The following is a 13,891-nucleotide window of genomic DNA, read 5'->3' on the forward strand; positions in this document are numbered from 1 at the left end:
ACGAGGGTCTTTCTTATTTCTTCAATTGCTCATAAACAAGTTTGGCATTTTGAAGGCCGATCCGATAATCGAGGCGGATCAGGCGAATCGCTTCCATCTCTGGTTCTTTGAGGTACTTCTCTCTTTGTTCCTTGGAAATACTACCTGGTTTTAGAAGATAATGAGTAAATTGATTTCTGACTCTATTGAGCTCAACTTGAAGGGTGAAGTAGAGTCCAAATAAGACAATCACAACTCCCATCATGATCAGATCGTTTGACATGGTGTATGCTCCCTTTTTCTGTTCTTTTCTTTATTTTACAGCTTTCAAGAAAGAAAAACAAGAGGCTGGGACAAAAGTCCTAGCCTATTAATTATTTTTGGATTGTCGAGCAAGACGCAGTGGTTGAGTGGTCTCTACTACGCTGATTTCATCAGCTTTTACAGCCCTACTCAACTGTGCGGAGGTGGGACAACGAAATCGAATTCTAACGAATTACCGATTTCTGTCCCACTCTCCTTGTTTGTCCTTATTTCATCATACCGGCCTGGAGGTCATACATTTTCTTATACGTTCCTCCTAGAGCAATGAGTTGATCGTGATTGCCTGATTCGATGATTTTTCCTTTATCGAGAACATAGATGCAATCGGCATCTTGGATGGTAGAAAGACGATGGGCAATGGCAATGGTTGTCCGCCCTTGGCGCATCTTCTTCAGAGAGTTTTGGATCATCTCTTCCGTCTCTTGGTCGATATTGGCAGTGGCCTCATCCAAAATGAGGATCTTAGGCTGAGCAGCAATGGTCCGGGCAAAAGCCAGAAGCTGACGCTGACCGGTCGATAAGGTAGAACCCCGCTCTGTTACCGGATGATCATAGCCACCAGGTAGACTCTCAATAAAGTCTGCTACATCCACAAATGCAGCTGCTTGTCGGATTTCCTCATCTGTCAGTTCTTCATGATACATTCGGATATTAGAAGCAATGGTTCCATGATAGAGGAAGGGTTCCTGCAACACTAGACCAATGGACTTGCGCAAGGCTTCCTGGCTATAGTCCTTGATATCCTGTCCATCAATCAAGATCTGGCCACGATCAAATTCATAAAAGCGCATGAAGAGATTGATAATAGAGGATTTACCAGAACCAGTATGACCAACAAAAGCGATGGTTTGTCCGTTTTTGACCTCAAAGGAGATATCTTTTAGGACATCCCGTTTGCCATCATAAGAAAAAGATACATGGTCAAAGCGAATATCTCCCCGCTCGATTTCTTTCAGGCTACCAGCTTGCTTGGGCTCATAGTCGTCTCGATCCATCATCTCAAAGACACGCGCTGCTGAAATGGTAGAGGTCTGCAAGGTTGCAAAATTTTGAGTGACATCAATCAAGGGCTGGAAAAGCTGGCTAACATACTGGATAAAGGCATAGATAAGACCTGCTGTAAAGCCAGAGGACTGCCAATTTAGGCCGAAAAAGGTTAGAATAACCGCATAAGCCAGAACCTGTAACAGGGTCATAGCTGGCCTCAAAAAGAGGGAATTGACATCCACAGATCGGTTGGCGTAATCCAAATGTTCCCCATTAATCTGTTCGAATTCATCCGTCAAGCGCTTTTCTTGACGAAAGGCCTGCACGATCCGCATTCCTTCAATGGATTCCGATAATTTTACATTGATATCTGATAATTTTTGTCGGGTCATCTTGACCAAGCGATTGGATAACTTGCGATAGAGACGGATGGAAAACCAAATAATGGGAAGAAAAGGCAGGATCCAAATGGTCAAATGCCAGTCCAAACTAAACATGGTTACCAGGGTGACTAGAAAGAGTAAAAAGGATGAAACCAGGCTTGAAAAGACCGTAGAAAACATATCTGCGACTGCCTGTGTATCATTGGTCACACGCGAGACAATCGAACCTGCTGCTGTCTGGTCATAAAAGGACATGCCCAGTCTTTGAAGATTTTTGAAAATATCTAGACGGATATCTCTTACGATGGAATTGGATACACGCGCAAAGGTTAACTGGCTCAGGTAAGTTGCCAGCACACGCCCAATGAATAACCCATAGTAGAGAATCAAAAACTGAAAAGCTGTCAGTACTGGAGAGCCGGCTTCTGTTGGATCCACTAGGTGGTCAATATACCAGCGAGCTGCAAGAGGGATCGCCGTCAATAACAGACTAGTTAGGAAGGTAAAGGCTAAGGCTAGGGCCGTTAACCATTTATAACGCCACATGTAAGTCAAGAGCCGCTTCATCACATGAGCTTCAGATGTTTTCATTCAGCTTTCCCTCCATTTCTTCTGATAATTGTTGGGCTTGGTAGGTTTCATAGTACCAACCTTTTTGAGCCATTAATTCCTCGTGATTTCCTCGCTCTTTAATCTGTCCATTCTCCATTACCAGAATCAAATCCGCATGAACGATCGCTGATAGGCGATGGGCTGTGATGATCGTTGTTTTCCCCTTGCGTTCCTGCTTCATATTTTCAATGATCTGGTGCTCCGTTTTAGCATCTACTGCAGAAAGTGAATCATCCAAGATCAAGATCTCAGGATTCATGACCAAAGCACGACTCATGGCAATCCGTTGCTTTTGTCCGCCAGAAAGAGAGACCCCTCTCTCTCCCAGCACTGTCTCCATCTGGTCTGGCATGGCCAGAATATCTTCATAAACCCCACAAGTTCTCAGAGCCTTCATTACCTCTTCTTCCTCGATCTGTGGATCTGAAAAAGCGACATTCTCGCGAATGGTCATGGCAAAGAGGATCTGATCTTGAGGGACGTAACCGATCAAGCTTCGAAGATCTTCTAAGCGATAATGTTTGATGGAGATCCCATTTAGCAAGATATCTCCCTGCTCCAAGTCATACTCTCTAAGCAAGAGACGCAACAAGGTGGTCTTTCCAGATCCAGTTGGTCCTACAATTCCAAGGGTTTGCCCTTTTTCTAAATGAAAGGCAACCTTCTCAAGGACAGGCTCTTTCTCATAGGCGAATTCTTCAATGTCATATTCCAAATCGCCATTTTGAATGACTGTAACTGGTTGACTTGGATCTTGGATATCAGGTGTTTCTGCTAAAAGTGTCTCAATCCGATCATAGGAAACGCTAGCACGCTGACTAATATTAAACAAGAAGCCCATGGCTTGAAGGGGCCAGACGAGCATATTGAGATAGGTAATAAAGGTTACGATTTGTCCAACCGTCAGGCTCCCTTCCTGAACAAATAGACCTCCGAAGTAGAGCGTCAAAACATAGGAGAGACCGACAAAAAGAAGAGTAGTCGGATCAAACAAAGCATTGTAACCGGCTGAAGTCATATTTTTTCGAAAGACTATCTGATTGGTCTTTTCAAAAGCACGAATCTCATCTGCCTGAAAGCCAAAGGATTTGGTCACCTTGACTCCTGATACTGATTCCTGAACAAAGTTGTTCAGCTCTGAGAAGCCTTCTTGGGCCTCTTTGAAGGCTTTGTGGTTTTTGCGGCCAATGGCGGAAGTCACTACCACCATAACCGGTAGGGGCAAAATAGCCAAGAGGGTTAAGCGCCAATCAATCATGAAAAACATGCTGACCAGGGTCACCAAGGCTGTCACAGAAGCATCTACAGCAGACATGACTCCACCACCAGCAAACATGGTTACCGCATTGATATCATTAGTAGCATGGGCCATGAGATCCCCTGTCCGATAACGCTGATAAAAAGACGGAGACATGAGCGTAAATTGCTTGAACAAACGGTAACGCAAGATCCGAGCCAACTTATTGGCCGTTCCAAAAATATAGCGTCTCCAGACAAAACGAAGGCCATACATGGCTAGAGCTGCGAGGACCAAAAGGGCAATATCCACAACTAACTGCCCTAGTGTCAGCCTTCTTTTATCGATCAAATCGATCACAAGTCCCATGATTCTTGGAGGAATGAGGTTTAAAAAGCTAACCAAGATCAAGGACCCTATCCCGATCAAGTAGCGCTTCTTCTCTAAATTAAAAAACCAAGATAATTTCCTCAACAGATTCATCTTATTTCCCCTTTTTGGTGAGTTGCCAGCTACTATCCACTAGAGCAAACAAGTCCTCATCAGTAATTGTTTCATCTAGAGGGATACTCACCCAATAGTTTTTATTCATATGAAAAGCTGGATAAATCCCTTTCTGCTGGATGAAATGGGCTACTTGATCAGACTTAACATTCAAAACTTCTATTTTCCCAGACTTGCCAGCATCCAGTTTTTTCCAATCAATGGTCATAAAGACACCATACCACTTGAGGGTGTCTCGGTGGCGAATGGCACCGGATTCCGGAGATCTCTCCCACAAATACTCAATCGTTCCCTGATAGTGCAGGGAGATATAGGCCATGAGACGCTTGGCTTGAGGATAGAGAAATTCTTCTACCTCAAAACAAGCTTGCCGAATCCTTGCAAGACTTTCCTGACAGGCTTCCCTGACTTGGCCGACGAAATTTCCTTGTAGCTGTTCCAGATGGATCTGGATATACTCGTCCCCTGTATCCTGATCATAGACCTGAAAAGAAATCTTCTGGTCGCAGACACGGACCTTTAAGAGAAAAGTGTCAGATAAGACGGGACACTGGTACTCATAGCCTGCCCCTCTCTTCTCAAATCCGTAAGCCAATCCCTTTTCTGGCTGAAAGGTGTACCGGTCAAAATAATGCTCTAAAAACATTTTCTCTCCCTTATTCATTTTTGCACTAGAAGAGGCTGGAAACAACGTCCCCAACCTTGATAACGGATCTTCAAAACTACTTCAAGCAGTGATCGTTTCTTCTTTAAAACACGATGCGCGTGCCATGCAGTTGACAAACGCCCAATTGCTCCAAAAAGAGCTGACGATTGTCAAGGGTCACACCTCCACCTGGCAGGATCTGAATTTTTCCCTTAGCCGCATCTAATAAACAATGATAGTGTGCAAAACGTTGCTCTAGTGGGTCACCTGGACTTCCAGCTCGTGATAAAATGCGGGCTACACCCTGATCAGAAAGCCACTCAATCGCTTCTAGCTGATCTGTATGAGCTAACTCATCAAAGGCCATATGAAAGACAACCTCTGCCTCTCCACAGGCTGCTAGTAAAAGCTGCATGATCCTCTGGTCCAACTTTCGATCGCTCGTCAGCGCTCCCAGCACAAAACAAGTAACCCCTATTTCTTTCGCAGCACGAATATCCGTCAGCATAGCTTCGACTTCCAGATCAGTATAGACAAAATCGCCACCTCGGGGTCGGATAATGACACATAGATCCACGGACTTCTCTCTTGTCAGTTTGATTGCTTCATTGATCACACCTATACTAGGTGTGGTCCCTCCTACTGCCAGGTTATCGCACAGTTCAATGCGACCTGCCCCAGCAGCAATCGCCTTATCAATATAAGTTAAATTCTCTGCACAAAATTCAAAGACAAGCATGACAACTCCAATTACAAAGACTTAAAACAAGGATATACTAACGGTTACCTTAGCATTGCCATTTTCCACTCTCGCTTTTGAGATGCTATAGCCTGCTTGAGGGATATCAAGGGTGATTTGATCACCATTCACTGTGAAGCCGCCTCCATTTTGATTGGATTGATCCTTCAAATAGTTGAGAACCAAGAATTTTGGAATGGGCATTTTCCCTAATTTAGCACCGGTCACGGTCAAATTCATGACATTGTTTTCAACTTGACCGGTCATGGTTAAATCTAGATAGCTATCGATTGGCCCTAATGATACAGGAACTTTGACATGAAGGTCATTGCCATCCATTCCTAATGCCATCTTTTGATAGTCAGAATTGTCAAGGGCGGATCCAGCACTTGTTTTTACGACCTGACTCAATTGCACTGAATTGAGACTTAGCTCAGTTGAGAGCCCTTCAGTGCTCACAGAGGCATTTGAAACAGCATTTTGAGCCAACTCAATCAAAGAACTCCCTGCCTGCACATTTCTCAGTTGCTCTCCTTCAGGGATAGATCCAGGAACCAACAAGATCACTAATAAAATAAATAAAACGATCACCATGCCAATCAGGCGTTTCATCCACTTAAACATCTGCTCCTCCAATACGTGAAAAGTTGTATTCTTATTGTACCCTAAATCTAAAGAAATTGCGACTAAGAGGGGCCTTTACAAAGCAAAAGAGACCGAGGAAACCTCGCATCTCTCTGTGCATTATTTCGATTTAATGTAGTTAACACCATCTGCTTTTGGCGCAACTGCTTGTCCGAAGAAGGCTGCCAAGACAACCATGGTCAAGACGTAAGGCGCAATTTGCAAGTAGATGGATGGGATACCTTTAAGTAAAGGCAATTGATTCCCGATAACAGCCAAACTTTGTGAAGCTCCAAAGAAGAGACTAGCAAGCATGGCCCCGATTGGGTTCCATTTCCCGAAAATCATAGCCGCAAGGGCGATGAAACCAGGACCAACAATAGTAGTCACCGCAAAGTTAACGGAAATAGATTGAGCGTATATGGCTCCTCCAATACCAGCTAGGGCACCTGAGATCATCACTCCTAAGTAGCGCATTTTATAAACATTGATTCCCAATGTATCTGCTGCTTGTGGGTGTTCCCCAACTGAACGAAGACGCAATCCAAATTTTGTCTTGAACATGATGAACCAAGCAAAGAATGAGAAGAGAATCGCAACCCAGCCGATGATGCTGGCATTGTTGAAGAAAATATCCCCAATTACCGGAATTTTAGATAAGACCGGAATGGATGTTTTCCCGAAGGCAACTTTGATATTATCAGTTTGTCCCTTGTTATACATCGCTTTAACAAGGAAGACCGCAAGTGGAGGTGCCATCAAGTTCAATACCGTACCTGAGACGATATGGTCAGCACGGAAATGAATGGTTGCCACCGCGTGAATCAAGGAGAAGAGTACTCCAATCCCTGCAGCAACGATCAAGGACAACCATGGTGTCAAACTTCCTAAGGCAGGCTCAAAAGTCAAGTTAAAGATAATTCCTGAGAAGGCTCCCATAACCATGATTCCTTCCAGACCAACGTTAACAACCCCAGCGTGTTCTGAGTATGCTCCTCCGATACTTGTGAAGATCAGCGGCGCTGCATACACAATCATAGAGGAAACAAGAATACTTAAAATCGTTACAATACTCATTAGTTTGCTCCTCCTTTTTTAGCTGAACGCATCGAGATCATCTTTTCAATAATGTAGTGAGCACATACGAAGAAGATAATGGATGCTGTTACAATTTGAACGACTTCTTCAGGGATGGCAGCTGGCTTCATACCAACTCCTCCAATTTGAAGTGCTCCAAACAAGAAGGCAGCAAATGGAATACCAATTGGTGAATTCATTGCAAGAAGGGCAACGGCCATTCCGTTAAATCCAACACTCATCGAGCTGGTTTGAACGTAGACATTTGAGTAAATACCCAGACCTTCTGCTACCCCACCGATACCAGCAAGAGCACCAGAAATGATCATAGAAAGGATAATGGTCCGTTTTGCAGACATCCCAGCATATTCCGCCGCATTCGCATTGAGACCAACGGCACGGATTTCAAAACCAAGTGTTGTTTTCTTCATCAAGAACCAGATGACCACCACTGCGATGATGGCAAAGAAGATCCCGATGTTCATTTGTGATTTGTCCGTCAAATTACGCAGCCACTCTGTCTGGTAGACAGCGTTAGCTCCCACATCAATGGTTGAGTCCTTGTTTTTCATCAAGGAAGCTGGGAAGCTATGGATCAAGGCATTCCCACCATAGAGAACAATGTAGTTCATCATAATGGTGATGATGACCTCACTGGTTCCGAGATAGGCACGAAGGAAACCAGGAATCGCTCCAATAAATCCACCTGCGATAGCCGCAATCAAAACAGTCATCGGAATCATCAGTAAGCGAGGCATATTTGGGAAAGAAAGGGCAAACCAAGTCGCCATGATCCATCCTGCAAAAGCCTGACCTGGAAGTCCAACGTTAAAGAAGCCGGCCCGGCTGGCTACTGAAAATCCAAGAGCAACTAAAATCAGTGGCCCCATGGCACGGGAAATATTTCCCCAACTCTTAATCGAACCAAAGGCTTTCTTAAACAGCAATTCATATCCCCAAAGGGCATCATAGCTGAAGGCCCACATAATAATGGCACCCAAGACCAACCCTAAAAGGACAGACACCAATGGAACGGCAATTTGTTTTAAATTCTTATTCATTTGATGCTCCCTCCTTTACTTGTCCTCCTGCCATGAGGATTCCAAGCTCTTGCTTATTCGTTGTTTCAGGGGTTACGATCCCTTGGATCTTCCCATCATGAATAACTGCAATACGGTCAGAAACATTCAAAATTTCATCTAATTCAATGCTGACAACCAGAACGGCTTTTCCATTATCCCGTTCTTGAATCAAACGTTTGTGGATATATTCAATCGCTCCAACGTCCAAACCACGAGTTGGCTGGCTGACGATCAAGAGATCTGGATCGCGATCGATTTCCCGCGCGATAATGGCTTTTTGCTGGTTTCCTCCAGAGAGAGCCTTAGCTGGTACCACTTCACTAGCTGCACGAACATCAAACTCTTCCATGAGCTTCTTGGCATAAGAGGTAATATTTGGATAATTCAAAATACCATTCTTGCTAAGAGGTTCTTTGTAGTAAGTTTGAAGAGCCATGTTTTCAGAGATCATCATATCAAGGACCAAACCATCCCGGTGACGGTCTTCAGGGACGTGCCCTACCTTCATTTCTGTGATTTGACGTGGACGTAGTCCTACAACATCCTTGCCTTTAATCTTAATTGAACCCGATTTTACCTTCCGTAGACCTGTAATCGCTTGGATCAACTCAGACTGACCATTTCCATCAATCCCTGCGATCCCAACGACTTCACCAGCACGAAGTTCCAGTGACAAATTCTTAACAGCTGGGACACCACGGTTTTCGTTTACAACCAAGTTTTCGATCGACAAGACCACTTCTTTCGGTTGAGAAGGACCTTTTTCAGTCTTAAAGGAAACAGAACGGCCGACCATCATTTCGGCCAAGTCTTGGTTAGTAGCTCCACCAATCTCGACTGTCTCAATCGATTTACCACGGCGAATAACCGTTACGCGGTCTGAAACAGCACGGATTTCATCCAACTTGTGCGTAATCAAGATAATGGATTTTCCTTCATTCGCCAAGTTCTTCATGATTGTCATCAATTCTTCGATTTCAGCTGGTGTCAACACTGCAGTTGGTTCATCGAAGATCAGGATGTCGGCTCCACGATAAAGCGTCTTTAAGATTTCCACACGTTGCTGCGCACCAACGGAAATATCCTCAACTTTAGCATGTGGATCTACTGCCAAGCCATATTTTTTAGACAAATCAAGGATATCTTGGCTGGCTTTTTTAAGGTCCAAAACACCATGTTTAGTGGTTTCAGAACCAAGGATGATATTTTCAACAACAGTGAAGGCTTCAACCAACATAAAGTGTTGGTGCACCATTCCAATTCCTAAAGAAGCTGCTTTTGAAGGTGAGTCTAGGTTAACAGTTTTTCCATTTACCACGATGTCTCCGCTTGTTGGTTCCAACAAACCAGCCAGCATATTCATCAGGGTAGATTTCCCTGCACCATTTTCTCCAAGAAGTGCATGGATTTCACCTTTGCGCAACTGAAGATTAATCTTATCATTTGCTACAAAGTCACCAAATTTTTTGGTAATCTCACGCATTTCGATGACATATTCATGTGTCATGTGGGTGTTTTCCTTTCAAAATTTTTTTATTTCAATAAAATCTGCTAGAGAACTAACAGATTTTATTGAGACAAAAATGTCTCACTTTAAAAGAAACGGCCCTTAAAGGGAGGGCCGCCCAATCAAATATTATTTTTCAGGAACTTTAAGAGATCCATCAAGGATTTTAGCTTTGGCATCTTCGACAGCTTTTTTAGCATCCGCAGAAAGGTTGTCAGTTGTCAAATCAACTCCACCATCTTTCAAGCTATAAGTAATCACTTTACCGCCAGGGAATTTACCGTCAGCAGCTTTCTTAGCCAAGTCTTTTACAGATTCTCCGACTTTCTTCAAGCTTGAAGCCAAGACAAAGTTAGATTTTTTACCATCTTTAGAAGTGTATTCACCTTCAGCTTTTTGGTCACGGTCCACACCAAGAACCCAAACTTTTTCGTCTTCATTTTTCTTCTCGTTCAAGTCTTTTGCTTCAGAGAAGACACCTGCTCCAGTACCACCAGCTACTTGGTAGATAACGTCTGCACCTGCAGCGTATTGTGCAGCAGCAATTGTTTTACCTTTAGCAGCGTCACCGAATGAACCAGCGTAGTCTACTTGAACTTTGATAGATGGGTCAACAGATTTAACACCAGCTTCAAATCCAGCGCGGAAACGAGTGATAACTTCACTTTCCATACCACCTACAAAACCAACTTGTTTAGTTTTTGTAGTTTTCGCAGCAGCGATACCAGCAAGGTAACCAGCTTCGTTGTCGGCAAAGACAGCAGATGCTACGTTCTTTTTACCTTCAATACGGTCGTCAATGATAACAAAGTTTGTTTCTTCGTTGTCAGAAGCCGCTTTTTCTACTGCATCACGCAAGGCAAAACCAACACCAAAGATCAATTTGTAGTCGTTAGAAACAGCTTCATCAAGGTTTGTCGCATATTGAGATTCATCTGTTGATTGGAAGTAGTCAAATCCGTTCCCTTTAGAAAGACCGTTTTCTTTCCCCCAAGCTTGCAAACCTTCCCAAGCAGATTGGTTGAATGATTTGTCATCCACACCACCAGTATCGGTAACGATAGCAGCTTTCAAATCTGTTTTAGATTCTGAGTTTGCGCTATCTTTTTTAGACGCACGATTTCCACATGCTGCAAGTCCGATAGCAGCGACAGTTACTAGACCAAGGCCTAGCCATTGTTTCTTGTTCATTACTGAACCTCCTAAATTATTGTGCAACATTGTTGCGAAGTATTGAAAGGGTCAAAAGACCGCCTCACAGACCTATAAAGTCAGGTCTGTAAAGGAATATGGAAGTAATTCCTTGACCGTCATCACGACCGTCGATTTATCTTTAGATACTAAGGTTACAGGAAGGTCTGGCTCAAAAAATTCAGCCATGACCTGGCGACAAGCACCACATGGAGAGATGGGCTTTTCTGTTTGCCCGTAAATAATGAGCTCTTGAAACTCACGAGCTCCTTCAGAAACAGCTTTAAAAATGGCTGTCCGTTCTCCACAGTTGGTCAAACCAAAACTGGCATTTTCGATATTGACACCTGTATAGATTTCTCCATCCTTCGTTAGCAGTACAGCTCCAATTGGGAAATGAGAGTAAGGCACATAGGCTTGTTGACTCACTTCAACTGCTAAGTCAATCAACTCAGTAGTCGCCATGAGCCACCTTACCTTCCATGATGGCTACACCAGAAGAAGTCCCGATACGGGTCGCACCAGCTTCGATAAAAGCAAGAGCATCTTCATAAGAGCGAGCACCACCAGAAGCTTTAACACCCATGTCGGGTCCAACAGTTTGACGCATTAAGGCCACATCTTCTACCGTTGCTCCTCCAGTTGAAAAGCCAGTTGAAGTCTTCACAAAGTCTGCGCCAGCTGACTTAGCAATTTGGCAAGCAACGATCTTTTCATCATCTGTTAAGAGACAAGTCTCAATGATGACTTTGACGAGCTTATCACCGCTCGCTTCGACTACAGCTTGGATATCTTCCTCAACTAGTGCTAAATTCTTAGACTTAAGAGCCCCGATATTAATGACCATGTCAATCTCATCGGCACCATTTTGAATCGCATTTTTTGTTTCACACGCTTTGACAAATGGTGTATTTGCTCCCAAAGGAAAACCAATGACGGTACAAACTTTAACGTCTGAATCACGCAAGCCCTCAGCCGCAAAATTCACCCATGTCGGGTTCACACAGACACTCGCAAAATCATAAGCCTTGGCTTCTTCGATCAGCTTTTCGATCTGTTCTTGTTGTGCATCTGGTTTTAAAAGAGTGTGATCGATATATTTATTTAACTTCATACAATCTCCTGAGCTGCTTAAGATATTATTTCAATAATTTCTTTAACGCTTTCAGCCCTTTCTAGTATTTTAACATTTTTTTTGAATTCTGTAACGCTTTCTTGTGAATTTTTTTCATTCACGAAAATACGAGCAATGCGTTCCCCTTTTTTAACGTGCTCTCCCACTTTTTTGTCAAATACAATCCCTGTTTCATAATCGAGGGGATCTGATTTGACAGCACGGCCAGCACCAAGTCGCATGGCTAATAGGCCAAATTCCATGGCAGGTAAAGCTGCAATAACGCCATCTTGATCTGCTGTTACTTCAAGGACCTGATCTACTTTGACGGGACGATGCAAATCCTCTAAGTTTCCACCTTGTGCCACGACCATTTCTTCAAACTTGGCTAAGGCTCGTCCATTGCTCAAGTGTTCATGAATGGCTTCAATTGATTGATCTACATTGGCTAATTTCAACATGATTTGTGCTAATTCACAAATAAACTCTGTGACATCAGCACGCCCCTGTCCTTTCAGAATATCCAGGGCTTCCAAAATCTCTAAACGATTACCAATGCTGGTTCCCAAAGGTTGGCTCATATCTGTAATGACAGCGATGGTTTTCCGACCCACTGCATTTCCAAGATCCACCATGGTACGAGCTAGTTCACGCGCCTCTTCAATGGTCTTCATAAAGGCCCCTTCTCCAACGGTGACATCGAGAAGAATGGCATCAGCACCAGCTGCAATTTTCTTACTCATGACGGAGCTAGCAATCAAAGGAATGGTGTCCACTGTCGCTGTCACATCACGCAGAGCATACAAGAGTTTGTCTGCTTTTACGAGTTGGTCGGATTGACCAATGACCGATAAGCCGATCTCCTGCACCTGCTGGATAAATTCCTCTTGGTTCCGTTCAATCTGGAAACCTTTAATGGATTCCAACTTATCGATGGTCCCACCTGTGTGGCCTAAGCCACGACCACTCATTTTTGCAACCGGCACTCCGAAACTTGCAACCAAAGGCACCAAGACCAAGGTTACCTTGTCTCCTACACCACCAGTCGAGTGTTTGTCCACCTTGATTCCTGGAATAGCTGACAGATCAAACTGTTGCCCCGTTTGGACCATCTTCATGGTCATATGAGAGATTTCTTCCGTCGTCATCCCTTTAAAATAAACAGCCATAGCAAAAGCGGACATTTGGTAATCTGGAACCGTTCCAGCAACATAGCCCTCAATCAGCCATTCAATTTCTTCCTTGTTTAAGGCAAGACCATCTCTTTTTTTCTGAATGATATCTACTGCTCTCATGATTCTTTCTCACTTCTTAAAATATAATAGCCTTTGTCTTTTTTTACGATTTCACAATTGCCAAACGTCTCTTCCATCTTGGCCTTAGCGCTCGGAGCCCCTTGTTTTTTCTGAATGACAATGGTCAAGTCTCCACCTGGTTTCAAATGTTCAAAACTACCGGTGATCACTTGGTGGACCACTTTCTTACCAGCTCGGATCGGCGGATTACTGATTACATGGTCAAAGACCCCTTCGACTGCTTCATAGACATCCGAAGAAAAGATCTGAACTTCCACGCCGTTTCGGCTAGCATTTTTCTTAGCCAAGTCTAGTGCCCTCTCATTGACATCGACCATGGTCACTGCGACTCCCTGGGCTTTAGCGAGAGAGAGGCCAATTGGACCATAGCCACAGCCAACATCGAGGACACTTTCCCCTTCTTGAAAATCCAGGGTTGATAAGAGCACCTGGCTTCCATAGTCAATCATTTTTTTACTAAAGACGCCGGCGTCCGTATAAAAATTCATCTTTTGTCCCAATAAAACAACAGCCAGATCATGAATATCATGGGCTGCATCTGGGTTTACATCGAAATACATTTTACTCAT

Annotated in this window: 14 protein-coding genes; all 14 read right to left on the bottom strand. The window is 43.7% G+C overall.

The window, feature by feature from the left end; translation table 11 throughout:
- Positions 1–13 precede the first annotated feature (13 nt).
- Positions 14–262, bottom strand: coding sequence for a hypothetical protein (locus ACESR9_RS01285; protein WP_070587338.1), 249 nt, complete (start codon positions 260–262; stop codon positions 14–16).
- Positions 263–509: 247 nt separating this feature from the next.
- On the bottom strand, positions 510–2,264 hold the full coding sequence (locus ACESR9_RS01290) for an ABC transporter ATP-binding protein (RefSeq protein WP_070587333.1): 1,755 nt from the start codon (positions 2,262–2,264) through the stop codon (positions 510–512).
- A complete protein-coding gene (locus tag ACESR9_RS01295) occupies positions 2,251–4,005 on the bottom strand; it encodes an ABC transporter ATP-binding protein (protein ID WP_070587332.1) in 1,755 nt (584 codons plus the stop codon). Before ACESR9_RS01295 ends, ACESR9_RS01290 begins: the two co-directional genes overlap by 14 nt.
- Before the next feature lies 1 nt (position 4,006).
- On the bottom strand, positions 4,007–4,672 hold the full coding sequence (locus ACESR9_RS01300; RefSeq protein ID WP_371605166.1) for an MmcQ/YjbR family DNA-binding protein: 666 nt from the start codon (positions 4,670–4,672) through the stop codon (positions 4,007–4,009).
- Positions 4,673–4,775: 103 nt separating this feature from the next.
- The gene (locus ACESR9_RS01305; protein ID WP_373105093.1) at positions 4,776–5,411 is read right to left on the bottom strand and encodes a copper homeostasis protein CutC; all 636 of its coding nucleotides are present in this window, start codon (positions 5,409–5,411) and stop codon (positions 4,776–4,778) included.
- A gap of 21 nt (positions 5,412–5,432) precedes the next feature.
- A complete protein-coding gene (locus ACESR9_RS01310) occupies positions 5,433–6,035 on the bottom strand; it encodes a hypothetical protein (protein WP_070846521.1) in 603 nt (200 codons plus the stop codon).
- A 120-nt stretch (positions 6,036–6,155) separates the two neighbouring features.
- Positions 6,156–7,112, bottom strand: coding sequence for an ABC transporter permease (locus ACESR9_RS01315; RefSeq protein WP_049471746.1), 957 nt, complete (start codon positions 7,110–7,112; stop codon positions 6,156–6,158).
- Positions 7,112–8,173 (bottom strand): ABC transporter permease, encoded by a 1,062-nt coding sequence (locus tag ACESR9_RS01320; protein WP_003007621.1) that lies wholly within the window; start codon positions 8,171–8,173, stop codon positions 7,112–7,114. The genes ACESR9_RS01315 and ACESR9_RS01320 overlap by 1 nt, the downstream gene beginning before the upstream one ends.
- Positions 8,166–9,701, bottom strand: a complete 1,536-nt coding sequence (locus ACESR9_RS01325; RefSeq protein ID WP_373105095.1) for an ABC transporter ATP-binding protein — start codon at positions 9,699–9,701, stop codon at positions 8,166–8,168. The genes ACESR9_RS01320 and ACESR9_RS01325 overlap by 8 nt, the downstream gene beginning before the upstream one ends.
- A 129-nt stretch (positions 9,702–9,830) precedes the next feature.
- Positions 9,831–10,892, bottom strand: a complete 1,062-nt coding sequence (locus ACESR9_RS01330) for a BMP family lipoprotein (protein ID WP_003001669.1) — start codon at positions 10,890–10,892, stop codon at positions 9,831–9,833.
- 72 nt (positions 10,893–10,964) lie between these two features.
- Complete coding sequence (locus ACESR9_RS01335) at positions 10,965–11,357, bottom strand: cytidine deaminase (protein WP_373105097.1); 393 nt, start codon at positions 11,355–11,357, stop codon at positions 10,965–10,967.
- On the bottom strand, positions 11,344–12,006 hold the full coding sequence (gene deoC, locus ACESR9_RS01340; protein ID WP_021153359.1) for a deoxyribose-phosphate aldolase: 663 nt from the start codon (positions 12,004–12,006) through the stop codon (positions 11,344–11,346). The genes ACESR9_RS01335 and deoC overlap by 14 nt, the downstream gene beginning before the upstream one ends.
- 17 nt (positions 12,007–12,023) lie before the next feature.
- The gene (locus ACESR9_RS01345) at positions 12,024–13,301 is read right to left on the bottom strand and encodes a pyrimidine-nucleoside phosphorylase (protein ID WP_373105099.1); all 1,278 of its coding nucleotides are present in this window, start codon (positions 13,299–13,301) and stop codon (positions 12,024–12,026) included.
- Complete coding sequence (locus ACESR9_RS01350; protein WP_070594890.1) at positions 13,298–13,891, bottom strand: class I SAM-dependent methyltransferase; 594 nt, start codon at positions 13,889–13,891, stop codon at positions 13,298–13,300. The genes ACESR9_RS01345 and ACESR9_RS01350 overlap by 4 nt, the downstream gene beginning before the upstream one ends.

It is taken from the genome of Streptococcus parasanguinis (assembly GCF_964238605.1).
Taxonomy (GTDB): Bacteria; Bacillota; Bacilli; order Lactobacillales; family Streptococcaceae; genus Streptococcus; species Streptococcus parasanguinis_AJ.

Excerpts from the sequence above, each read along its gene's own strand:
- ACESR9_RS01285 (WP_070587338.1), bottom strand. The coding sequence starts at position 262 with ATGTCAAACGATCTGATCATGATGGGAGTTGTGATTGTCTTATTTGGA.
- ACESR9_RS01290 (WP_070587333.1), bottom strand. The coding sequence starts at position 2,264 with ATGAAAACATCTGAAGCTCATGTGATGAAGCGGCTCTTGACTTACATG.
- ACESR9_RS01295 (WP_070587332.1), bottom strand. The coding sequence starts at position 4,005 with ATGAATCTGTTGAGGAAATTATCTTGGTTTTTTAATTTAGAGAAGAAG.
- ACESR9_RS01300 (WP_371605166.1), bottom strand. The coding sequence starts at position 4,672 with ATGTTTTTAGAGCATTATTTTGACCGGTACACCTTTCAGCCAGAAAAG.
- ACESR9_RS01305 (WP_373105093.1), bottom strand. The coding sequence starts at position 5,411 with ATGCTTGTCTTTGAATTTTGTGCAGAGAATTTAACTTATATTGATAAG.
- ACESR9_RS01310 (WP_070846521.1), bottom strand. The coding sequence starts at position 6,035 with ATGTTTAAGTGGATGAAACGCCTGATTGGCATGGTGATCGTTTTATTT.
- ACESR9_RS01315 (WP_049471746.1), bottom strand. The coding sequence starts at position 7,112 with ATGAGTATTGTAACGATTTTAAGTATTCTTGTTTCCTCTATGATTGTG.
- ACESR9_RS01320 (WP_003007621.1), bottom strand. The coding sequence starts at position 8,173 with ATGAATAAGAATTTAAAACAAATTGCCGTTCCATTGGTGTCTGTCCTT.
- ACESR9_RS01325 (WP_373105095.1), bottom strand. The coding sequence starts at position 9,701 with ATGACACATGAATATGTCATCGAAATGCGTGAGATTACCAAAAAATTT.
- ACESR9_RS01330 (WP_003001669.1), bottom strand. The coding sequence starts at position 10,892 with ATGAACAAGAAACAATGGCTAGGCCTTGGTCTAGTAACTGTCGCTGCT.
- ACESR9_RS01335 (WP_373105097.1), bottom strand. The coding sequence starts at position 11,357 with ATGGCGACTACTGAGTTGATTGACTTAGCAGTTGAAGTGAGTCAACAA.
- deoC (WP_021153359.1), bottom strand. The coding sequence starts at position 12,006 with ATGAAGTTAAATAAATATATCGATCACACTCTTTTAAAACCAGATGCA.
- ACESR9_RS01345 (WP_373105099.1), bottom strand. The coding sequence starts at position 13,301 with ATGAGAGCAGTAGATATCATTCAGAAAAAAAGAGATGGTCTTGCCTTA.
- ACESR9_RS01350 (WP_070594890.1), bottom strand. The coding sequence starts at position 13,891 with ATGAGTAAAATGTATTTCGATGTAAACCCAGATGCAGCCCATGATATT.